The sequence below is a fragment of the Georgenia subflava genome (assembly GCF_009193155.1).
GTDB classification, from domain to species: Bacteria; Actinomycetota; Actinomycetes; order Actinomycetales; family Actinomycetaceae; genus Georgenia; species Georgenia subflava.
The window spans coordinates 216518-237972 of sequence record NZ_VUKD01000001.1 but is presented as its reverse complement, the minus strand read 5'-3'; the positions used below and the strand labels follow the sequence as shown (position 1 = coordinate 237972).

At 74.4% G+C, this 21455-nt stretch carries 17 protein-coding genes and 1 riboswitch; of the genes, 10 read left to right on the top strand and 7 right to left on the bottom strand.

Annotated elements, in window-relative coordinates:
• Nucleotides 1-51: 51 nt before the first annotated feature.
• Together GD748_RS01085 and GD748_RS01080 are read left to right on the top strand one after the other, a co-directional pair.
• Nucleotides 52-1446, top strand: a complete 1395-nt coding sequence (locus GD748_RS01085; RefSeq protein WP_152193361.1) for a S8 family peptidase — start codon at nucleotides 52-54, stop codon at nucleotides 1444-1446.
• Between the two features lie 216 nt (nucleotides 1447-1662).
• Entirely contained in the window at nucleotides 1663-4248 is a 2586-nt protein-coding gene (locus GD748_RS01080; RefSeq protein WP_152193360.1) for a CHAT domain-containing protein, read from the top strand.
• A gap of 66 nt (nucleotides 4249-4314) precedes the next feature.
• On the opposite strand, the gene GD748_RS01075 is transcribed toward GD748_RS01080, so the two are convergent.
• From GD748_RS01075 to GD748_RS01065, 3 genes are all read right to left on the bottom strand, one after another.
• A complete protein-coding gene (locus GD748_RS01075) occupies nucleotides 4315-4902 on the bottom strand; it encodes a GNAT family N-acetyltransferase (protein ID WP_152193359.1) in 588 nt (195 codons plus the stop codon).
• Nucleotides 4903-4979: 77 nt separating this feature from the next.
• Nucleotides 4980-6104: a phosphoserine transaminase gene (serC, locus tag GD748_RS01070; RefSeq protein ID WP_226920618.1), complete on the bottom strand. Its 1125-nt coding sequence runs from the start codon at nucleotides 6102-6104 to the stop codon at nucleotides 4980-4982.
• A gap of 50 nt (nucleotides 6105-6154) precedes the next feature.
• Nucleotides 6155-7147, bottom strand: a complete 993-nt coding sequence (locus GD748_RS01065; protein ID WP_152193357.1) for a potassium channel family protein — start codon at nucleotides 7145-7147, stop codon at nucleotides 6155-6157.
• 249 nt (nucleotides 7148-7396) lie between these two features.
• Here GD748_RS01065 and GD748_RS01060 point away from each other — a divergent pair, with 249 nt between their 5' ends.
• The 4 genes from GD748_RS01060 (at nucleotide 7397) to deoC (ending at nucleotide 12356) form a co-directional block, all read left to right on the top strand.
• Complete coding sequence (locus GD748_RS01060) at nucleotides 7397-9277, top strand: arylsulfotransferase family protein (RefSeq protein ID WP_152193356.1); 1881 nt, start codon at nucleotides 7397-7399, stop codon at nucleotides 9275-9277.
• Nucleotides 9278-9383: 106 nt separating this feature from the next.
• Nucleotides 9384-9596 carry a hypothetical protein gene (locus GD748_RS01055; protein ID WP_152193355.1) on the top strand — a complete coding sequence of 71 codons (213 nt, stop codon included), beginning with the start codon at nucleotides 9384-9386 and terminating at the stop codon, nucleotides 9594-9596.
• A gap of 141 nt (nucleotides 9597-9737) precedes the next feature.
• Entirely contained in the window at nucleotides 9738-11387 is a 1650-nt protein-coding gene (locus GD748_RS01050) for a serine/threonine-protein kinase (protein ID WP_193312757.1), read from the top strand.
• Nucleotides 11388-11651: 264 nt separating this feature from the next.
• On the top strand, nucleotides 11652-12356 hold the full coding sequence (deoC, locus tag GD748_RS01045) for a deoxyribose-phosphate aldolase (protein WP_152193353.1): 705 nt from the start codon (nucleotides 11652-11654) through the stop codon (nucleotides 12354-12356).
• Nucleotides 12357-12380: 24 nt separating this feature from the next.
• Here the strand turns inward: deoC and GD748_RS01040 are convergent, their stop codons facing one another.
• Together GD748_RS01040 and GD748_RS01035 are read right to left on the bottom strand one after the other, a co-directional pair.
• Entirely contained in the window at nucleotides 12381-12812 is a 432-nt protein-coding gene (locus GD748_RS01040; RefSeq protein WP_152193352.1) for a protein-tyrosine phosphatase family protein, read from the bottom strand.
• 96 nt (nucleotides 12813-12908) lie between these two features.
• A complete protein-coding gene (locus GD748_RS01035; RefSeq protein ID WP_193312756.1) occupies nucleotides 12909-13916 on the bottom strand; it encodes a citrate/2-methylcitrate synthase in 1008 nt (335 codons plus the stop codon).
• 220 nt (nucleotides 13917-14136) lie between these two features.
• On the opposite strand from GD748_RS01035, the gene GD748_RS01030 reads away from it, so the two are divergent.
• The 3 genes from GD748_RS01030 (at nucleotide 14137) to GD748_RS01020 (ending at nucleotide 17193) form a co-directional block, all read left to right on the top strand.
• Complete coding sequence (locus tag GD748_RS01030) at nucleotides 14137-14883, top strand: metal-dependent transcriptional regulator (RefSeq protein ID WP_152193350.1); 747 nt, start codon at nucleotides 14137-14139, stop codon at nucleotides 14881-14883.
• A gap of 182 nt (nucleotides 14884-15065) precedes the next feature.
• Nucleotides 15066-15224: riboswitch (cyclic di-AMP (ydaO/yuaA leader) on the top strand.
• A gap of 4 nt (nucleotides 15225-15228) precedes the next feature.
• Nucleotides 15229-16011, top strand: coding sequence for a C40 family peptidase (locus tag GD748_RS01025; protein WP_152193349.1), 783 nt, complete (start codon nucleotides 15229-15231; stop codon nucleotides 16009-16011).
• A gap of 258 nt (nucleotides 16012-16269) precedes the next feature.
• A complete protein-coding gene (locus GD748_RS01020; RefSeq protein WP_152193348.1) occupies nucleotides 16270-17193 on the top strand; it encodes a universal stress protein in 924 nt (307 codons plus the stop codon).
• A gap of 356 nt (nucleotides 17194-17549) precedes the next feature.
• On the opposite strand, the gene GD748_RS01015 is transcribed toward GD748_RS01020, so the two are convergent.
• Nucleotides 17550-17732 carry a hypothetical protein gene (locus tag GD748_RS01015; protein WP_152193347.1) on the bottom strand — a complete coding sequence of 61 codons (183 nt, stop codon included), beginning with the start codon at nucleotides 17730-17732 and terminating at the stop codon, nucleotides 17550-17552.
• Nucleotides 17733-17994: 262 nt separating this feature from the next.
• Nucleotides 17995-19197: an ornithine--oxo-acid transaminase gene (gene rocD / locus GD748_RS01010; protein ID WP_152194314.1), complete on the bottom strand. Its 1203-nt coding sequence runs from the start codon at nucleotides 19195-19197 to the stop codon at nucleotides 17995-17997.
• A 711-nt stretch (nucleotides 19198-19908) separates the two neighbouring features.
• Here rocD and GD748_RS01005 point away from each other — a divergent pair.
• Nucleotides 19909-21378 (top strand): dicarboxylate/amino acid:cation symporter, encoded by a 1470-nt coding sequence (locus GD748_RS01005; protein WP_152193346.1) that lies wholly within the window; start codon nucleotides 19909-19911, stop codon nucleotides 21376-21378.
• Nucleotides 21379-21455 lie beyond the last annotated feature (77 nt).

Here is a 21455-nt window from a genome sequence, read left to right as displayed (position 1 = left end):
GGCCCCCGCCGCAACGCTGCAGGGCGGGCCGCACCACCGAAGGACTGCCGAATGCGCCGTGCACTGACCGGTCTTGCCACGCTCGCCGCCGCCTCCCTGGCGCTCGTCCCCGCCGCATCCGCGGCCGGCGGGCCACAGGTCGGGGTCAACGTGGTCCTCAGCACCGACATCACCCCGGCCCTGGTGGCGCAGCTCGACGACCTCGGCCGGATCAACTCGCAGTACCCGGACATCGACGCGCTCACCATGAAGGTCCGCAGCTCAGACCTGCCGGCCCTGCGTGCCCTGCCATTCGTCGAGGCGGCCACCCCGGACGCGCAGCGCGTCGGCAAGCCCGTCCCGAGCTCACCGTTCACGGACACCACCAGCGGCCTCGGAACCTGGAACACGGACCAGATCGGCGTCTACGACACCCCGCTCAGCCTCGGTGCGCGCTCGGTGGAGCAGACCGGCGAGGACGTCTACGTCGCGGTCCTCGACACCGGCCTGCACTCCAGCTGGCGGCACTACTTCGGCGAGGACCGCATCGCCGCCGACCTCGGGATCTCCTTCGGTGGTGGCGGGGGTGAGCGGGGCAGCGTCTCCACCCAGCCCAACAAGTGGTCCCAGGACGTCAACGGCCACGGCACGCACGTGACCAGCACGATCCTCGGGTACAACCTCGACGGCGTCCCGGTCGGCGGCGTCGCGCCCGAGGCGACCGTCATCCCGGTGAAGGTGCTGAACCAGAACGGCTCCGGCTGGTCGTCGGTGATCGCCGCAGGCATCGACTACGTCACCGACCTCAAGGTCGACGGCGTCCTCGGTGACTCCCCGGTGGTCATCAACATGTCCCTCGGCGGCCCCGCCCTGGACGCGATGGAGAAGGCCGCCGTCGACCGCGCCATCGCCAACGGCATCATCGTCGTCGCGGCCGCCGGCAACTCCGGCGAGGCCGGGATGGGGTACCCGGGTGCCTACGCACCGGTCATCTCGGTGGCGGCGAACGGCTGGACGGGGGAGTGGGCCGGCGGCCCGAGCTGGTGGAACGGCAGCGACGTACCGGAGCACGCCACCGCGGCGGAGGCGGCCGGTGCGGCCTACATCACCGCGTTCTCCTCCCGCGCCCTCGAGGACCAGGATCTCGACGTCGCCGCGCCGGGCTCGTGGATCGTCGGGCCGATGCAGACGAACGCGCAGCTGGGCTACTACTTCCTGGGCGGCACCTCGATGGCTGCCCCGCACGTCGCCGGGACCGTGGCGCTCATGCTCGAGGCGAGCCCCGGGCTCGACCAGACTGCGGCGGAGCAGCTCCTCGAGGCGACGGCGATCCCGCTCCAGCCAGGCTCGCGCGACGTTCTCGACCCGACCGGCACCACGACGACGATCACCTGGGGCGCGAATGCCACGGGAGCGGGCCTGCTGGACGTCCCGGCCGTCATCGCGGCCGCCTCGGCCGCTCGGTAGGACACACCGCCCTGGAGATGGCGCCGAGCTCGGTCGGCGCCGCACGGCACGTCCACGGGTCACCGCGGTGGTCGTGAAGGTGTCGAACGTGTACTTGGGGTCCGGCGGTGCGGCGGCGTCGGGACCAAGGCCGGCACGACGAGGGGTGCGGCACGTTTCGGGACCAGGCGGGCGGCCCGGGTGCCACACTTCGACTCGTCGAGCGAGGGAGGCCGTGTGGAGGAGACCGGTCGGACGGGCGCGCTCCGGGACCTCCTCGACGTCCAGAGGGCGATGAACGGTGCGCTCCAGCGGCTCGCCGAGCACCCGGACGACGCCGCGTTCGAGGCCTACCTCTCGCTCGGCCGGCGCTACCTGGAGAAAGTGCTCGCCCTCGAGGAGACCAGCCCGGGCGTGGTGGACGTCGAGCTCGCCGCGCTGGCCCTCGTGCAGCAGCTCGAGATCTACGCCGACCACCGCGCGGCCGCCGGCGACCGGGCCGCGGCCGAGGAGCTGCGTGCCGAGGCCGACCGGCTCGTCGTCGCACACCTGGGCCCGGTCGCGCGGGCCGGTGTCGAGCGCGGCCGGGCGATGCGCGCCGCTACCGAGGGAAGCTTCCACGACGCACTCGTGCGCCTCGACGCGGTGCACCACACCTACCGCGAGGCCGGCCGACGGCTGGACGCCGCCCAGACCCTCGTCCAGCTCGCCGACGTGTACTCGTGGCTCGGCGCCCACGACCGGTCGTTGGAGACACTCGACGCCGCGCAGACCCTGGCGGCGGACGACCTCGCAGCCGGCCCACCCTCGCCGGCCGACGTGGCCGCCGCGATCGAGGCGCAGCAGGCGGCCGCCGGGCGTGGCGAGCCGTCGACCGCGGGACCGGACGCGCTCGCGCGGCGCCGGCTGTACTACGAGATCCGGCACAGCCAGGCCCACCAGCACCGCCACCTCGGCCGGTACGACGAGGCGGAGCGGCTCTACGAGGACGTCCGGGAGTACGTCGAGGACCTCGTGCCCGCGGCCGTCGACTTCCACCTCGCGGTCATCGCCCTCGCCAGCGGCGACCTCGTCCGCGCCGAGCGGCTCCTGGGCGCGGTCGCCCCCGCGTTCGACGACGGACTGCTCCGACCGCGGCGCGGGTCCCTGCGGATGTACCAGGCCGACCTCGAGCTCGCCCGCCTCCGTCCGGCGGAGGCCCTCGCCCGGGCCGAGTCCGGTCTGGCCGAGCAGGAGCTCCATCCCGACCTCGAGCTCGCCTGGAAGCTGCACTGGCGCCGGGCCGATGCCCTGGCAGCCCTGGGACTCGGCACCGAGGCCCTCGAGGCCTACACCGCCGCGGCCGCGGCCGCCGACACGCTGCGCGCCGCGCCGCTCGGCTACACGCTCGACACCACGTTCCTGCGCGACAAGCTCCCGATGCTCGACGCCGCGATCGACCACGCCCTCGCCGTCGGTGACGCGGCCGCAGCGGTCCGCTTCATCGAGCTCGGGAAGTCCCGGGCGCTCGCCGCCGTCCTCGCCCGCCCGGGCGGCCCGGACGGTCCCGGCGCGCGGGCGGGCGGGGAACGGGCCGACGAAGTCGCTGAACTCTTCGACGACCTCTCCCGTCGGATCGACGCCGTCGCCTACGCCATGGCCAGCGGACCGGCGGACCCGGACCTGGCCCGCGAGCACGACGCACTCCTCGTCGAGCGGGCAGCCGTCCTGGAACGGATCCGCGTGCACGACCCGCGCTGGCGAACGATCTCCGAGCCCCCCGCGGTCGATGCCGCCGCCACCGGCAGCCGGCTCGCCGCCACCGGCCGCCGCGCCCTGGTGCTGCACCGGCGCGCGAACCGCATCGTCGCCGCACTGCTCGGCGACGGCGAGCCCCGGGCCGCGGCGACTACCCTCACCGAGCCCGTCGCCGAGGCGGTGGCCGCCTACGTGACCAACCTGCACGCCGTCGAGTTCGACCCGCGCCTGCACGACCTGTCCGGCGCCTGCGGGATCGGCCTCGCCGACCTCGTGCCGGCAGAGCTCGCCCAGGCCGCCGTCGCGGCCGACGCTCTCGTGGTGGTCCCGCACGGGGACCTGCACATGCTGCCCTGGGCCGCGCTGACCCTGGACGGTCAGCGCCTGTTCGAGCGCACCGCCGTGGGCGTGCTCCCGAACCTCGCGGCGCTGACGATGCTGGACGACGTACCGCCCGCTGCGCCCGCCGTCGCCCTGCTGGGCGACCCGGACTACACGACGGTGGCGGAGGTGTACCCGCCGCTGCCCCAGGTCGGGCCGGAGCTCGCCGACGTCGCCGCCCTGTACCCCGGCGCGGTGCTCGTCGGACCCGTCACGGGGGCCGCCGCAACCCAGGAGGCGCTGCTGGCCCTGCTCGGCCGGCCCGGTGCGGACGGCGCCGTGCTGCACGTGGCCTGCCACGCGGAGATCGACGTCGACAACCCGCTCGCCGCCGGCCTGGTGCTCACGGGCGCCACCCTGGACGCGGCCGAGGTCGTCCGGCGGCGGTGCGCGTACCCGGAGGTCGTGCTCAGCGCCTGCTCCACCGGCTGGCGTCCGCAGCGCGTCGGTGACCTGGCCCTGGCGGGCGACGACGCCCTCGGCCTGACGGCGTCCTTCCTCGAGGCGGGTGCGCGGTTCCTGCTGGTGTCGGTCCCCAAGGCGCACGACGTCGCGACCCGGGCCTTCGTCGTCGCCTGGCACCGACACCGCCGGGCGGGCGCGTCACCGCTGCAGGCGCACCGGCAGGCCCAGCTCGACCTCTGGACCCGCGAGCCCGCGAAGATCCACAGGTGGGCCGGGATGACCGCCTACGGCTGCCGGTGACAGCGCGCGGAGCCGGCCGCCGACGTCAGGGACCGACTGGGCCTCCGCGACGCTGCCGTGCACAGGTCACCCGCTGAGGGATGCCAGCGTGAGCCGGACCGTCGGGCGGCCCTGGCGGCGGCCCACCTTGGTGAAGCCGGCCCGCCGGAACAGGCTGAACGAGCCGTGGAACATCGAGCTGGAGGACGCGCGGCCGGAGGGCTCGACCGGATAGCCCTCGACGTGCGCGGCGCCGTGAGCAGCCGCGTGGTCCACGGCGGCCGCGAGCAGCGCCGTCGAGAGCCCCCGCCCGCGGTGCCCGGGGCGGATGTAGAAGCACGAGACCGACCAGCAGTCCGGCACGGCGTCGTCGTAGACGACCACCGTCGAGCGTCGGAGCCGGGGGTGCTCGAGGCGTGGTGCGACAGCCACCCAGCCCACGGGCGTGCCGTCGTCGTAGGCGATCAGCCCCGGCGAGGGGGCGGTCCCGGCCCGTTCGGAGAAGGTCTCGCGGAGCTCGGCGGCACGTGTGGCGGTGAACTCCTTGGGGGTCAGCCGGAACCACATGCACCCGCAGCGCGACTGGTCGCCGGGGCGGGCGAAGAGGTCCTTCAGGTCCGGCCAGGTCGCCGTCGTGAGCGGCTTGATGGAGGTCTCCGTCGTCGGGCGCGCCATCCATCCATTCTCGCGCGCTCGTGCCGCGCGTGCGTGGCGGTGAGTCGGCCGTCGCGCTCGCGTGCGTGCGGCGGGTGTCAGCCGTGGGTTCGGGCCATGTGCTCCACCACATGGTCGATGCAGGCGGTCAGCGCCGCGACGTCGGCCGGGTCGACCGCGGGGAACATGCCCACCCGCAGCTGGTTGCGGCCGAGCTTGCGATAGGGCTCGGTGTCGACGATGCCGTTGGCGCGCAGCTGGGCCGCGAGCTCCTTGGCGTCCACCGACGCGTCGAAGTCGATCGTGCCGACCACCGGGGAGCGATGGGCCGGGTCCGTGACGAACGGCGTCGCGACGTCGCTGGCCTCCGCCCACCCGTAGAGCGTGCGCGCCGAGTCGGCCGTCCGGCTGGCCGCCCACCCGAGCCCGCCGTTCTCGTTCAGCCAGTCCACCTGCTCGGCGAGCATCACGAGGGTGGCGACCGCGGGGGTGTTGAGAGTCTGGTCCTTGCGGGAGTTCTCCACCGCGAGCCGGAGGTTGAGGAAGTCCGGCACCCACCGGCCTGCGGTGACCTCCTCGATCCGGGCCACCGCCGCGGGCGAGACGAGGGCCAGCCAGAGTCCGCCGTCGGCCGCGAACGACTTCTGCGGGGCGAAGTAGTACACGTCCGTCTGGGCGACGTCGACGGTGGTGCCGCCCGCGACGGAGGTGGCGTCGACGACGGTGAGGGCGCCGTCGCCGGCGATCCGGGTGACGGGGGAGACGACGCCGGTGGAGGTCTCGTTGTGCGGGTACGCGTAGACGTCGATGCCGTCGGCCGGTGTGCACACCGCGAGCTCGCCGGGCCCTGCGGTGCGGATGTCCGAGGCGCCCAGGAACGGCGCGCGGTCGGTGGCGGTGGCGAACTTGTGGCCGAACTCGCCGAAGTCGGCGTGCTGGGCGCGCTCGCGCACCAGGGAGAAGGTCGCCGCGTCCCAGAACGCCGTGGAGCCGCCGTTCCCGAGGACGACCTCGTACCCGTCCGGTGCGCCGAGCAGAGCGGCCAGGCCCTCGCGGACGCGACCCACCAGTGCGCGGACCGGTGCCTGCCGGTGCGACGTGCCCAGCAGCGTCGAGCCCAGGGCGGCGACCATGTCCGCCTGGGCCGGCCGGACCTTGGACGGCCCGCAGCCGAAGCGCCCGTCCGCGGGCAGCAGGTCGGTGGGGATGGGAACGGTCTCCATGGGCGCGATCATCCCACCAGCAGCCGCGACGCTGCGCCGTCGTCCAGCTGTCAGGGACGTTCCCAGGACCAGCCGGAGCCCTCGACCATCTCGCGCAGCCTGCGCCGCCGGTCGGCGCTGCGCGCCACCGCCTCGTCGATCGTGCGCTCGGCACGCAGCGGGATGCCCGCCTCGCGCAGCGGCTGGAGCGCGGGCGCGCCGGGCACCTCGGAGCCGCCGTGCACCTCGGTGGCGGCCGAGGTGCTCAGCATGCGGTCGATGATCACCCGTAGGCCGCGGGGGACGTCCCCGGGGCGGGCCTGCTCGTCCACCGCGTCCAGCAGCAGGAGCATGGCGTCGTCGAGCGCGGCGGTCGCGACGGGCAGCGCGGTGTCGCGGTGGCCGCTGTGGAACGCGACGAGCACCGGGTAGGCGAGGTGCTGCTCGGCGACGACGGCCAGCGGCGCACCCAGGTCCGCGATCTGCTGGAGGAACGTGGAGGTGAAGCGGGTGCCGTCCCACCCGGCCGTGAGGATGTCGGCCGGCTGCTGCCCGAGCGCGGAGATCTGCAGGGCGAGCGCGTTGCGGTTCACCACCGCCGAGAGCACCGACAGCAGATAGGTGATGGACAGCGTCATGACGAACAGCCCGCTGAAGGAGGCGACCACCGTGAGCAACCGCCACCCGTCGCCGGTGGCGGTGAAGTCCCCGACGCCGAGGGTCATGACGGAGAACCCGGCGTAGTAGGCGACCTGCCACACCGTGGCGTCCGCGCCGGTGCCGGAGCTGCGCACCGCGTCGCCGGAGAGGAACACCAGCGTCCAGCCGCCCCAGAGCAGCAGCACCCAGGTCACCAGCGCCATGACCAGGAGGAGCGGGCCGGTCAGCCGCAACCAGCGGCCCTCCCGGCGATGGCTCTGCCGGAGCAGGATCCACCACGTGCCGCGCAGCAGCGCACCGCTGATCGGACCGGTGCCCTCGCTCGCCGACAGCGCGGTCATCAGCACGTCCGCCGCGAGCAGGACGAGCAGAAGGGCGCCGACCACGGCCGACACGGCCATCATCGGCGGACCTCCATCCTCGCGAGGGTAGCCACGGCGGCACCGGCGTGCGCGGTCGAGCTCGCACGGGGATGACGACGACGAGCCCGCGACCACCCGTGCCGCGCCTCGTCTCGGACCCGGCCGGGCCGTCGAGCCGGCCCGGCCGCGGCGGTGGTCGCCGGGCACGGGGCCTGCGGCCGGCTGGCCGAGCCGGATGGCGCCCGCTCGACCACACTGGTCCCGGACCTGTTCGGCGGACGAGGTGGAGCGATGGCTGAGGCGACCAGGCCGGTGAGCCGGCGGACGCGGCGTGGCGTCGTCGCCGGGGCGGGCGTGCTGCTGCTCGGCGCGGCGCTCCTCGGGTTCGGCCAGCTCACCCGCACGGCGCCCGCCGAGCCACCCCTCGCGGCCCCCGTCGATCCGGCGTCGGGGGACGTGACGGCCTTCCCCGCGCCCGGCACGGTGACGATCGTGCCCGGGGCGCAGCTGAGCTTCCGCGGGGCGGACGACCTCGGCGACCTCTCCGTCGTCGGGGCCGACTCCGGCGAGCATCCCGGCTCTGTGCTCACCCACCCCGACGGCGGCGGCGTGAGCTTCGTGCCCGACGAGCCGTTCGACGAGGGCGAGGAGGTCACCGTCAGCACCGGTCTCGCCGTGCGCGGCACCGACGGCGGGACGTACACGCTGCGGGTCGCCGAGCTCGGCGACCGCCCGCGCCTCGAGGCGCCGCCGGTCACGCGGGCCGTGCCGGACGCGGGCGAGGAGGAGGTGCCGCTCGACCTGGTCCACCAGCTCGTGTCCGAACCGGCGCTCGAGCCACCGCTCGTGGAGGTCACCGGACCCGAGGCCGGGACGACGGCGCCGCCGTCGGGCGACGTCGACGCCGCCGCGACGGACGCCTCGCCGGGGCTGACCGCCGTCGGTGTCAAGAACGGGTTCGGCCAGAAGGGCCCGATGCTCGTCGACGACGCCGGCGAGCCCGTCTGGTTCCTCCCGCTGACCGGCGTCGACGCCCGGGACGTGCAGGTCCAGACCTACCGGGGCGAGCCGGTGCTGACGTGGTGGGAGGGGCTCCAGGCCACCGGGTACGGGTACGGGGAGGCCGTCGTGATGGACCAGACCTACACCGAGATCGCCCGCTTCGACATGGTCGGCTACGACTCGGACGCGCACGAGGTGCTGCTCACCGAGGACGGCACAGCCCTGCTGATGGCCTACGAGCCGGTCCGGATGGACCTGTCCGACATCGGCGGGCCGGCGTACGGCCAGGTCGTCGACAACATCATCCAGGAGGTCGACGTCGCCACCGGTGCTCTGCTGTTCGAGTGGCACAGCGTCGGGCAGGTGGGTCTCGCCGAGTCGTACCTGGAGATGGAGGGCGGCCCGTACGACTACTTCCACGCCAACTCCATCGACGTCGACGACGACGGCGACCTGCTGGTCTCCGCGCGGCACACCTGCGCGGCGTACTCGCTGGACCGCGAGACGGGGTCGGTCGAGTGGCGCCTGGGCGGGCGCGAGTCCGACTTCGCGATGGGTGAGGGCACGACCTTCCTCAAGCAGCACGACGTGCGCCGGGTGGCCGACGGTGCCCTGACCCTGCTCGACAACGGCGGCACCTGCGGCGGCACCACCCGCGAGGTGAGCCGCGGTATCGCACTCGAGCTGGACACCGACGCGATGACGGCCGAGCTCGTGCGCGAGGTGATCCATCCCGAGGAGCTCTTCGCCGAGAGCCAGGCCAGCTACACCGAGCTCCCCGGCGGCAACGCCCAGATCGGCTGGGGGAGCCTGCCGCGCTGGACCCTCTTCGACGCCGACGGCGACGTGCTCCTCGACGCCCGGATCGATGACAGCCTGGACATCACCTCCTACCGCGCACCCCGGGTGCAGTGGGTCGGTCGGCCGACCACCGACCCGGCGGCCGTGCTGGCCGGCGACGGTGCGAGCGTGCACGCGAGCTGGAACGGTGCGACCGAGGTCGCCGCCTGGCGCGTGGTCGACGCCTCGGGGACAGAGGTGGCGGCGGCGGAGCGCGCCGGGTTCGAGACCGAGATCGCCGTGCCGGGCGGGCGGGCGGACCTGCGCATCGAGGCGCTCGACGCCGCCGGTGAGGTGCTCGGCACGGCAGACGTCGCCGCGGCCGGATGACCGGCGCCGAGCGGGACTCGGCGCCGGGCGGGCGCGCCTCGTCGCCACCTGTTGACAGCCGCTCCGCACGTGGGCACGGTGGTCCGACCGTGAGGAGGTGGTCGACGTGACCGATCCGGAGCCGAGCGCCGGCGAGCTCGCCGCCGAGGCGAAGCAAGAGGCGGACGCCGCCGAGAAGGACTACGCCGAGAGCGCCGGTCCCACCTACCCGACCCCCAAGCAGGCCGCCGCCGCCGACCCCGATGCCCCGGCAGGCGAGGACGAGTGGAGCGATGGCGACGTGACGACCGACCCGGCGGGGTCCGCGCCGACGCCCTAGCCGTTCCCACCGGCCGGCCGGAACGAGCTGTCGCGCACCGCACCGGCCGGACACCCCAGCGGTGCGCTGTCGTCGCAGTTGCGGGCCGGTGCCGTCCGCCCCGGGATGCCGCGTCCGCCGTCCTCGCCGAGAATCGGGGACGTGAACAGTCTGCTCGCCGATCGCTACGAGCTCGGGCCTGCCCTCGGCCAGGGTGGCATGGCCGAGGTCTGGCGGGCGCGCGACCGGGTCCTCGGCCGCGACGTCGCCGTCAAGACCGTCAACCTGGCCGCGACGACGGACCCCACGACCGGCGACCGGTTGCGCCGTGAGGCCGTGGCCACGGCCGCGCTCGAGCACCCGGACATCGTCACCGTCTACGACGCCGGGGTCGACGGGGATACCGGGTACCTCGTCATGGAGCTCCTCACCGGGCGCGACCTCGCGGTGATCCTGCGGGAGGGACCCCTGCAGCTGGGCCTGGCGCTGCACGTCGCGGCACGCATCGCCGGAGCTCTCGACGCCGCCCACGGCGCGGGGATCGTGCACCGCGACATCAAGCCGGCGAACATCGTCGTCGACGGAGCCGACGTCACGGTGCTCGACTTCGGGATCGCCGCCGTCGAGCACCACGCGGTCGGCACGCTGACAGTGCCCGGCACCACGTTCGGGACCGCGGAGTACATGTCGCCGGAGCAGGCGCGCGGCGAGCCGGTCTCCTCGGCCTCGGACATGTACTCCTTCGGCTGCCTGCTGACGACCCTCGTCGCTGGGCGCGCCCCGTTCACCGGAGAGCCGCCGATCGTGCTGCTGCAGCACCACGCCTTCCGGGACGCCCCGCGCCTGGACGACCTGAGCCCCGGCGTCCCGCGCGAGCTCGTCGACCTGGTCGACGAGCTGCTGGCGAAGGACCCCCACACCCGCCCGTCGGCGCGGGCGGCGCGTGACGTCCTCGACCGTCTGGTGGAGGAGACCGGGGGAGAGCCGGTGGTCGCCGCCGTCCCGGACCCCGGACTCGCCGGCAGGGTCGGCGCCGCGATCGCCGCCGCGGAGGCGAACGGCTCGATGGGCTCCGCCGGGAGTGCGGACCCGCCCGCCACGGCGGAGCACGTGGTCGCGGGCGAGCCGGCGACGACGGCCGCGATGGCGAGTGCGGAGCCCGACGCCGCGCCCGGAGCGGCGACCCGTGCCGGCAGCGGCAGCATGGCGACCTTGCTCGGGTCCACGGCTGCCCTGGGCGCGATGCCGTCTGACGGCCCGGCCGCCCTGCCGGACCCGCCGGCGGGGACGTCGTCGCCGGAGACCGCGCTCCTCGCGTCGCTGACGGCGCCGTCGCCTGTCGCCGTGACCCGGTCCGCCGACGACGGGGCGGCGGGCGAGGCGGATCGCGGCCGGCCGCGCCGTGCGCTGTGGGCGAGCATGGCCGCCGTCGTCGCCGTGCTGCTCGTCGGTGCCGCCGCCGTGACGCTCGACCCGCTCGTTGGCACACCGCTGAAGGCGACCCTCGTCGAGGTCGAGAAGCCGTCCCCCGTGGCGCCTGAGCCCACGCCCGCGCCGGAGCCGGTCGACCCCGACGGCGAGCAGGTCCTCACCGACGACGCGGGCGCCGGTGTTCCGGCGGGCACGACCGGCACCTCGGAGGTCGGGCCCGCGGAGGTCGCGCCGCCGCCGCCAGGCCCCGAGAGCCCCGGTGCCACCGGCAACGGCCAGGGTGGCGGCAACCATGGTGGTCAGGGACCCGACGGCGACCCGCCCGGGAACTCCGGCCACGGTCAGCAGCAGGGCAACGGCGGCGGGCGGGGCAACGGCTGACGCAGCCAACGTGCTGCGCCCAGGTGTCCAAGAGCACACCGTCCGTGCACGTGGGCCCGTGCCCCGCGGCACCGGTGCTCATTACGATGAGGGAACAGGCGAAGCGCCGGCAGGACCACTCCGCCGCGCTGGTCCGGCCCGGTCGGGACCCACCTGGGGTCGCCGACCCGGACGCCGAGCCCGTCACCGATCAGGACGCCGCGCGCACGCGCGCCGGCGGACACCCCGGACGAGAGATCCCGAGCGGATCCGAAGGTAGGACGCATGACCCCCCAGCACGTCACCGAGGCCGCCGAGCGCACCCTGGCCGGCCCGGTCTCCACCGTCGCCGTCGCGAGCATCGTCGACCACACCCTGCTCAGGCCCGCCGCGACCGCCGCGGACGTCGCCGCGCTGGTCGCCGAGGCCCAGCGTCTCGGCGCCTACTCCGTCTGCGTCTCGCCGAGCATGCTGCCGCTCGGCGACACGGGCTCCGTCAAGGTCGCCACAGTCTGCGGTTTCCCGTCCGGCGCGCACCACGCCGACGTCAAGGCCGCCGAGGCGGCGCGCGCCGTGGCCGACGGCGCCGACGAGATCGACATGGTCGTCAACCTGGCGCTCGCCACCACCGACCGCCACGACGAGGTGCGGGCCGAGATCGCCGCCGTGCGCGCGGCCGTGCCGGCCCCGACGGTCCTCAAGGTCATCATCGAGTCCGCCGCCCTGACGGACGAGCAGATCGTGGCGGTGTGCCGGGCCGCCGAGGCCGCCGGCGCCGACTTCGTCAAGACCTCCACCGGCTTCCACCCGGCCGGCGGCGCGTCCGCGCACGCAGTCGGGCTCATGGCGCGGACCGTCGGCGGGCGTCTCGGCGTCAAGGCCTCCGGCGGGATCCGCACCACCGAGGACGCCCTGGAGATGATCGCGGCCGGTGCGACGCGCCTCGGCCTGTCCGGCACCGCCTCGGTCCTCGCCGGCCTCGTCGACTGAGGTCGAGGCCCGGGCGTTCCCGCCTCAACGGGGCGGGAACCGGCGGACGAAGCGCCGCTGCCACGGCGTCTCCACCGCTCGCGGGTCGTAGCGCTCGCGCACGTAGGCGACGGCTTCCTCGGCCGCCAGGCCGTCGAGCACCGTGAGGCAGGCCAACGCCGTGCCGGTGCGGCCGCGGCCGCCGCCGCAGGCCACTTCCACGCGCTGCCCCGCGGCGCGCGCCCACGTCTCGTGCAGGGCGTCGACGGCGTCCGTCCGGTCCAGCGGCAGACCGAAGTCCGGCCATCGGAGCCAGCGCGAGTCCCAGCCGACGGCCGGCGGGCGCCTCCCGAGCAGGTACAGACCGAACTCGGGCTCGAGCCCCGGCGGGAGCGGGCGGCGCAGGCCGCGGCCCCGGACGAGCCGGCCCGACGGGAGTCTCAGCAGCCCGGACGCACCGGGGTCCCAGGTCTCCACTGACCTCACCTCTTCCAGCCGGTGATGCCGAGCGTACGGAGGGCAAGCGTACGGAGGACGAGGCCCCGGACGCAGGGGCGGCGCGGCCGTGACCGGTCAGTCGTCCAGCGACGCCTGGACCTGCAGCACGTGCGCCGACCACCCCGCCGTGCGCCCGCACAGGTACATCGCGCTGAGCAGCGGGGCGCCGACCCCGATGTGGTCGAGGAGGACCGCGCCCCAGAACATCGAGTTGGGCCGGGTGTCGGCCACCGCGTGGCCGGCCTCGGCGAGCGCGTCCTGCCCGGCGGCCGCGACGGCGGTCGCCGCCTCGAGGTGCCGGGCGTCCAGGCGCTCGCAGGCCTCCCGGAGCATCCGCAGCCGCACGTCGGTCGGGACGAGCTCGTCGCCGAAACCGGGGAGCGTGCGGTGCGCGGCGAGGTGCCGGCGCACCACCGCCGCGGCGTCGCCCGTGCTCGCGGCGTCCTCCACGAGGGCGAGGCCGCGGGCGACGGCGCCGCCGAGGAAGGGAGCACCGCCGACGGCGACGGCGGCGGCCAAGCACGAGGCGGCGTCGGCCCCCGCGGACGCCGCGAGCCGCGCCGTGCGGGTGGAGGGCGTGAGGCCGTTCTCCGCCATCGCCAGCCAGTACGTGTCCAGGGCGGCCACGGCGACCGGGTCCGCCTCGCCGCGCCACCGCACCAGGAAGCGCTCGGTGATCGTGGTCGCGAGGTCGACCTCGCGCTGGGGGACGGCCGGCACGTCCTGCCCACGGGCTGACTGGGCGACGAAGCTCAGGGCGAGCGCCGAGGCGCGGGCGAGGTTGTCGCGCGCCTGACCGGCGCTGATCTCGCTCAGCGGCCGGAACGACCAGGCCGGGGTGAGCTGGGCGAGGGCCGAGAGGACGTCCACCCGGGTGTCGCCGGTGCGTGCGGGCAGGTGGAACGGCTCCGCGGGCGGCAGGCCGGGCTCTCCCGCGCCGTCGACCAGCAGGCCCCACACCTGCTCGAAGGGCACGCCTACGAGGTCGGTGACGGGTCTGCCCCGGTAGCAGGGGCGGCCAGCGTCGTCGACGGCGAAGATCTCCTCCGCGGGCACGCCGGACGGCTGGGGTGTGGTGGGCATCACGCGGAGGATAGGCGCCGGGGCCGACACGGACGAAATCTGCCCGCGGTGCAGGGACGGCGACGCGCCCCCGCGAGGGTGGCGACGCGCCCCCGCGAGGGTGTCGGAAGGCGGCAGTCGTGGCCCGCGACGGGCGATCCTCCGTATCCTGGGATCTCGTCGGTTTTTCGGACCGGACCGCTCCGGCGGCTCCACCGGACCTGCAAGGAGCGGAATGCGCGTGAGCGACCTCATCGATACGACGGAGATGTACCTCAAGACGGTCTACGAGCTCGAGGAGGAGGGCGTGATCCCGCTGCGCGCCCGCATCGCCGAGCGGCTGGGTCACTCCGGCCCGACCGTCTCCCAGACCGTCGCCCGCATGGAGCGCGACGGCCTGCTCGTGCTCACCGGCAACCGCCAGCTCGAGCTCACCGAGGTGGGCCGTGCCCGGGCGACCGACGTCATGCGCAAGCACCGGCTGGCCGAGCGGCTGCTCACCGACGTCGTCGGCCTGGACTGGCCGCACGTCCACGAGGAGGCGTGCCGCTGGGAGCACGTGATGAGCGAGCGGGTCGAGCGCCGTCTGCTCGAGCTGCTGGACCACCCGCACGTCGACCCCTACGGCAACCCGATCCCCGGCCTGGAGCTGCTCGGCGACGTCACCCCGGCGCCGCCGGGTCCGGAGGTGCGTTCGCTGGCCGACGTCGTCGCCGAGCTCCAGCCCGCGGGCGGACCAGGTGCTGCCCCGGACGGCCCCGACGGCCCGGCCGCCACCCCGGAGGTCGTGCTGGCCCGTATCGGCGAGCCGCTCCAGGTCGACGTCGAGCTGCTCGGTCGGATGGCCGAGGCCGGCCTGCGGCCCGGTGTGCGCATCCAGCTACGTCTACGACCTGAGGTGGACCTCGTCACCTTGCACACGCCCGGCTCGGAGATCGATCTCGAGGTGCCGGAGGAGATCAGCCGGCACCTGTTCGTGACCCTGTGACCTGCGGCTTTGGCCGCATCATGGAAGGTCCTTGGGGAGCCGCAGCAGGTGCTCGCCGCGTGAGAACCGACACGCCGTGTTATCCGAACGTGACATCTCGTATCCGACCTGGGTAGTGTTTCGACCGCTTCACGAACCCTCCTTCGTGAGGTCTCCGGGCGGGACGCCGAACCCTGCCGCCGCCCGGGGTCCGTCTGAGTCCAGTGGCAGGGACGGGGGACCCACGTGTTCGCGGCTCCGGAAGGAGCCTTGGGGTGAAGTGCGGCCAGCTCGCTGGTGGCACCGGGCGTTCTCCCGCCCGAACCCGACAGCTCACTCCGTAGGCAGCCAGGAGAGGTACACGTCTTGACAAGCACGACCACGACCGGGGCCCGCCACCGCGCGGCGCGCCGTCCCTCCACCCCGCTGACCTCCCTCGTGTCCGGCCCCACGGCCCGTCGTGGTCTGCTGACCGTGGCGTCCTCGGGCCTGGTGCTGACGATGGCGGCCACCACCGCGTCCGCCGCACCCGAGGGCACGACGACCGCGCTGCCGCAGGTCGACGTCACCTCGCTCACGTCCGAGGCGCTGACCGCGATGGTCACCACCCCGAGCGTCACCGTCCCGACGGACGTCACCTGGTCGGTCGACGCGGTCGCCACCGCCGAGGCCACCCCCGCCCCGGAGCCCGAGCCGGAGCCCGCGCCCGTCGTCCAGGCGCCCCGGGTCACCGAGACCGCCTCCCGCTCCGGCGAGCGCGCCGAGATCGCCGCGGCCGAGGCCCCGGCACCGGCGCCCGCCCCGGCGCAGTCCGCCTCCGCCTCGGCGATCGTCAACATCGCCCGCCAGTACGTCGGCACCCCCTACGTCTGGGGCGGCACGACGCCGGCCGGCTTCGACTGCTCCGGCTTCACCTCCTACGTCTTCGCCCAGGTGGGCATCTCCCTGCCGCGCTCCTCCGCCGCCCAGGCCGGCGCCGGAGTGCAGGTCTCCGCGGCCGAGGCCCGCCCCGGCGACCTCGTGTGGTGGCCCGGCCACGTCGGCATCTACACCGGCGGCGGCAACCACATCGCGGCGCGCAACCCCAGCACCCCGCTGCACGAGTCCCCGATCTACCGTGCGGACGCCGTGTACATCCGGGTGGCCTGACACCCACCTGCACGTCGACGGCGGCCCGTCCCTCCACACGAGGGGCGGGCCGCCGTTCTGCGTCTTCGGGTCGTCTCCCCTCCTCGTCGGACCGGGCCGCCGGCCGCCACCGGGGTCCTGTTCGGGGCGGGGCCGATCCCGTCCGGAACCTTCCCTGACTCGTGCGGATGACACCTCTGTGCGTGCCGACGACCACCGGTAGGGTTCAAGAAGCGACACAATGAGGTCAACGCAGCACCAAGAGAAGGGGGCGACATCATGGCCCACGAGAAGGTCGTGGTCGTCGGCGTCGACGGGTCCGAGTCGAGCATGGCCGCCGTGGACTGGGCGATCGCCGAGGCCAGGCGCTCCGGCTGGCGCCTGCACGTGGTGTGCGCCTACGCGCTGCCCTCCTTCACCGCGGCCTCCCTCGACGGCGGGTACGCCGCGATGGACGACACCGCCATCCAGCAGGGCGCCCAGGCCGTGGTCGACGAGGCGGTCGCCCGCACCACCGGCTCCGGGCTCGTGGTCACCTCGGCCCTGGAGACCGGCGACCCCGCCGGCGTCCTCGTCGACCTCTCCCGGGAGGCCTCGATGGTGGTTGTCGGTACCCGCGGCGGCGGCGGCTTCACCGACCGACTGCTCGGCACCGTCTCCTCGGCGCTGCCCGCGCACGCGCACTGCCCCACCGTGGTCGTCCCGGTCGGCAGCAGCCGGGAGTTCAGTCCGGTCCGGCGCATCGTCGTCGGCGTCGACGGCTCGGAGTCGGCGCGCATCGCGCTGCGCCGTGCCGTGGACGAGGCCGCGCTCTGGGACGCCGAGCTGACGGCCGTGGCCGCCGTGCCGATCGCCACCGGGGCCGGTGCCATGGCCTGGCTGCCGGCCGCCGTCGACCGTGACGAGGTGCTCGCCGATGTGCGGGAGGGTCTCGGCGTGGCCGTCCAGGCCGCCGTCGGGGACCGTCAGATCCGGGTGCGCCAGCACGCCCTCGACGGGAACGCCGCCGCGCTCATGGCGGAGTTCTCGACCGCCGTCGAGCTCGTGGTGGTCGGCTCCCGCGGTCGCGGCGGCTTCGCCGGCCTGCTGCTCGGCTCCACCAGCCAGGCCGTGCTGCACCACGCGGTCTCGCCGGTCATGGTCGTGCCCGCCCGCGCCGCCGACGAGGGTCTCAGCCCGGTCGACGTTCCCTGGAACCGCTGAGGGTCGGCTCCCGGTCGTCCGGGCACCGGCGTGAGCTCACGCCGGAGGACGTCGACGACGTGCCAGCCGGGCAGGTAGAGACAGGAGGGGCTCCGATGCGTCCCGCACCAGCTGTGGTGCGCTGACGGACATCGGAGCCCCATCCTCGGCCGGCCACCGTGCGGGGCCTGGCCTCCGGGCGCCCCCTGCGCCCCCCTGCGAACGACAGTCAACCGTGCACGCGCGCGGAGGGGAATGGGGAGAACTCCCCATGTGGCTCTCTGCCGGGATGCGGTAACGCTCGCGCGCCGCACGCACGACGAGGGGCCCAGGACCGTCGGTGTCCTGAGCCCCTCTGTGGGGTGGGTCGCTGGGGCCTACCGCTTGGGCTGTCGCAGCGGGACCGCCGGGCGACGCGGCGGCGGCTGGTGCGGCTTCGGCTGGTGCTGCGGACCCTTGCGCCGCCGCAGGTCAGTCATCGGACGGTGCGGCATCTCCGCGATGTCGGCCGGGTTCTTCCCGAGACTGTTGAGGGTGAAGGCGTGGAGCAACGGTTCCATGAGGGCTCTCTCCTGGTGGGCGCGGGCGTGCGGCAGCGGAGCCGGGCCCTGGTGATCTCGTCCGTGAGCGCCGCGGGAGGCGGCGCCGTCACCGCGTCGAAGGCGGTCGCGCATCCGGCGCGCGGCTCGAGAGCGGCCGCGCCGGCCGGGGATCAGGAGTGCTTCTTCATGCTCGTCAGCCTGGCAGGACAGGTTGGGCCGGGTCGAGCGAATATTCCGGGCGCCGCACGCCCCGGTGAGGACAGCCGGGTTGTGCGTGCCGTTACCGGGCAGCCTCGCGCAGCACGTCGGTGAGGGTGTCCAGCGCGAGGGCGAGGTCCGGCTCGCTGATCGTCAGCGCCGGAGCGAGCCGGATCGTCGAGCCGTGGGTGTCCTTCGCGAGCACGCCTCGTGCTGCGAGCAGCTCGCACGTCCGGCGACCGTTCAGACCGAGTGCCGGCTCGACGTCGAGTCCTGCCCACAGCCCCACGGTCCGCGCGCCCGCCAGCAGCCCCTCGGCGACCAGTGCGTCGACCCGGTCGGTCAGCAGCCCGCCGAGCTCGCGGGCGCGGGCCTGGAGGTCGCCCGGCCGGAGCAGGTCCACCACCGCCAGGCCGACCGCGCAGGCCAGCGGGTTGCCGCCGAACGTGGACCCGTGGGTGCCCGGCGTCAGCACGCCCAGCACGTCGCGGCGCCCGACGACCGCCGAGACCGGCAGGATCCCGCCGCCGAGCGCCTTGCCCAGCGCCGTCAGGTCCGCGCGGACCGCGGCCAGGTCCTGGGCGAGCGTGGTTCCCGTGCGGCCCAGCCCGGACTGGATCTCGTCGAGGACGAGGAGCACGTCGGCGTCGTCGCACAGCTCGCGCAGCCGCGGGAGGTAGCCCGTCGGCGGGATGATGACTCCGGACTCGCCCTGGACCGGCTCGATCAGGACCGCCACCGTCGTCTCGTCGATCGCGGCCGCGACCGCCTCGGCGTCGCCGTAGGGCACGACCCGGAAGCCGGGGGTGTACGGGCCGAAGCCGTCGCGGGTCTCCGGGTCGGTGCTCATCGAGACGATCGTGGTGGTGCGGCCGTGGAAGGCGCCCTCCGCGACCACGATGGTGGCCTGCCCCGGCGCGACGCCCTTGACGTCGTAGCCCCACTTGCGGGCGGCCTTGACCGCCGTCTCCACCGCCTCAGCGCCGGTGTTCATCGGCAGCAGCATCTCGGTGCCGGTCAGCTCGGTGACAGCCCGTGCGAACGGCTCGAGCAGGTCGTGGTCGAAGGCGCGCGAGGTCAGCGTCAACGCGTCGAGCTGGGCCTTCGCGGCGGCGACGAGCGCGGGGTGCCGGTGGCCGAAGTTCAGGGCCGAGTACCCGGCGAGGCAGTCCAGGTACCGGGTGCCGTGGACGTCGGTGACCCACGAGCCGTCGCCGGTCGTCAGCACGACGTCGAGCGGGTGGTAGTTCGGGGCCAGCACACTGCCGGCGGCCGGCACGGGCAGTGCGTGTGCGGGCCGGGCGCCTGTGCCGGCACCGGGGCCGGCGGCGTGTGCCGTGGTGGTGGTGGTGGACCGGACGGTGGGGCGTGCCACGGGGGTGGCGGGCACGTCTGCGTGGTCGAGCACGAGGATCCTCCCTGATCGACGGTGGTGCTGCCGACGCTATGCCGCTCCGGCGCGGAACGGAAGGAGTTCGGACCCGGGCACCGCCGGTTCCCCGCGGCCGGGACATCCGCAGCGCCGGTCGCCCCGTCCCGCGGCGTGGGCCGTCGAACGTCCCATCCCTCGGGACGGTCCGTGACCGTCGTCTCATTTTGCGTCGTCCGCTTCCGGAACGGGCAGGCCTCCTCTACGGTGCTGCTAGATCCGCCACCGGCGGACCTCACTCACCAGGAGTACTCGTGCTCAACCCGTGGAACCTCACCATCTGCCGCGCCGTCGACCTTCGTCGTCAGGCCAGCATGATGTGTGCGCCCACGGCGTGTTGTCGCTGAACCTCTAGCGGTCCCGAGCCCGCGCGTCTGAGCTGACGCGCCTGCACCCTCCTGGCGCCGGACCCCCCGGCACCTCTCGCCGCTCCCGGCGTCTTCTGCCGGGCCCCGGCACCTTCTGCCGCCGTGCGCGGCCCCATGCCGCTGCGTCCCTCCCGCAGCGTCACTTCCGCAGGTCTGCAGGGCACCGTGCCCTGGCACGCCCACACCGAAAGGTTCGACTGTGTCCACCAACCCCGTCGCGACGGACCAGCAGTCCGGCGCACCGCGCCGTCGGCTGCGGCTGCCGTCCTTCAGCACCCAGATCCTCATCGGCCTCGCCCTCGGCGTCGTGCTCGGCTGGGCGGCGCTCAGCATGGGCAAGACGCCCGCAGGCGAGGAGAACTGGCTCACCGTCACGCTGAGCACGATCGGCAGCTCGTTCGTCAGCCTGCTCAAGGCGATCGTCCCGCCGCTCGTCTTCGTCGCCATCGTCGCCTCGATCGCGAACCTGCGCGGCGTCGCCAACGGCGCCCGCCTCGCCGGGCAGACCCTGCTCTGGTTCGCGATCACCGCGCTGGTCGCCGTCGGCATCGGCATCGGCCTGGGCCTGGTCCTGCAGCCCGGGGCGAACACCGGCGTCTCCGCCGACGACGCGGCCGCCCCCGGGCGCACCGGCTCGTGGCTCGACTTCCTGCAGGGCCTGATCCCGACGAACTTCCTCGGCCTGGGTGCCTCCAGCTCCATCGAGACCGGCGCCGACGGCGCGGTCAGCGCCGTGAGCACCGGTGTGAGCTTCAACGTGCTGCAGATCATCATCATCGCGCTCGCCGTCGGCGTGGCAGCCCTGAAGTCGGGCAAGAAGGCCGAGCCGTTCCTTGCCTTCAACAAGTCGCTGCTCAAGATCATCCAGACCGTGCTCTGGTGGATCATCCGCCTCGCCCCGCTGGGCACCCTCGGCCTCATCGGCCGCGCCATCGCCACGTACGGCTGGAGCTCGCTGACCAGTCTCGGCACCTTCGCGATCGCGATCTACGTGGGCCTCGCGCTCGTGCTCTTCGTGGTCTACCCGGTGCTGCTGAAGACGCACGGCCTGTCGGTGCTCAGCTACTTCCGGGGCGCCTGGCCGGCCATCCAGCTGGCCTTCGTCTCGCGCTCCTCGATCGGCACCCTGCCCGTGACCGAGCGGGTCACGCACCGCAACCTCGGTGTGCCGCGCGGCTACGCCTCCTTCGCCGTTCCGCTCGGCTCGACCACCAAGATGGATGGTTGCGCCGCGATCTACCCGGCGATCGCCGCCATCTTCGTCGCGCAGTTCTTCGGCGTCGAGCTGGCGCTGACCGACTACGTGCTCATCGCCTTCGTCTCCGTGGTCGGCTCCGCCGCGACCGCCGGCCTGACCGGTGCCACCGTCATGCTGACCCTGACGCTGTCCACGCTGGGCCTGCCGCTCGAGGGCGTCGGCCTGCTGCTCGCGATCGACCCGATCCTGGACATGGGCCGCACCGCGGTCAACGTGGCCGGTCAGGCGCTCGTGCCGGTGATCGTCGCCAAGCGGGAGGGCATCCTCGACCTCGAGCAGTACGGCTCGGCCGACGCCGAGGACATCTTCGACGACGACGAGGACGAGACGTCGGCGGAGACCGTCGCCGCGGACGGGACAGCCGAGCCCGCGGCGGGCTCCCGCGACGCCGAGCTGGCCACCAGCCGCTGACGACCGACGCCGGGCCGGTGGCGGGACCTGCGGGTCCTGCCACCGGCCCGTCCGTCTTGCCGGCCCTCCGCCCCGTC

Excerpts from the sequence above, each read along its gene's own strand:
- GD748_RS01085 (WP_152193361.1), top strand. The coding sequence starts at position 52 with ATGCGCCGTGCACTGACCGGTCTTGCCACGCTCGCCGCCGCCTCCCTG.
- GD748_RS01075 (WP_152193359.1), bottom strand. The coding sequence starts at position 4,902 with ATGGCGCGCCCGACGACGGAGACCTCCATCAAGCCGCTCACGACGGCG.
- serC (WP_226920618.1), bottom strand. The coding sequence starts at position 6,104 with ATGGAGACCGTTCCCATCCCCACCGACCTGCTGCCCGCGGACGGGCGC.
- GD748_RS01065 (WP_152193357.1), bottom strand. The coding sequence starts at position 7,147 with ATGATGGCCGTGTCGGCCGTGGTCGGCGCCCTTCTGCTCGTCCTGCTC.
- GD748_RS01060 (WP_152193356.1), top strand. The coding sequence starts at position 7,397 with ATGGCTGAGGCGACCAGGCCGGTGAGCCGGCGGACGCGGCGTGGCGTC.
- deoC (WP_152193353.1), top strand. The coding sequence starts at position 11,652 with ATGACCCCCCAGCACGTCACCGAGGCCGCCGAGCGCACCCTGGCCGGC.
- GD748_RS01035 (WP_193312756.1), bottom strand. The coding sequence starts at position 13,916 with ATGCCCACCACACCCCAGCCGTCCGGCGTGCCCGCGGAGGAGATCTTC.
- GD748_RS01020 (WP_152193348.1), top strand. The coding sequence starts at position 16,270 with ATGGCCCACGAGAAGGTCGTGGTCGTCGGCGTCGACGGGTCCGAGTCG.
- GD748_RS01015 (WP_152193347.1), bottom strand. The coding sequence starts at position 17,732 with ATGGAACCGTTGCTCCACGCCTTCACCCTCAACAGTCTCGGGAAGAAC.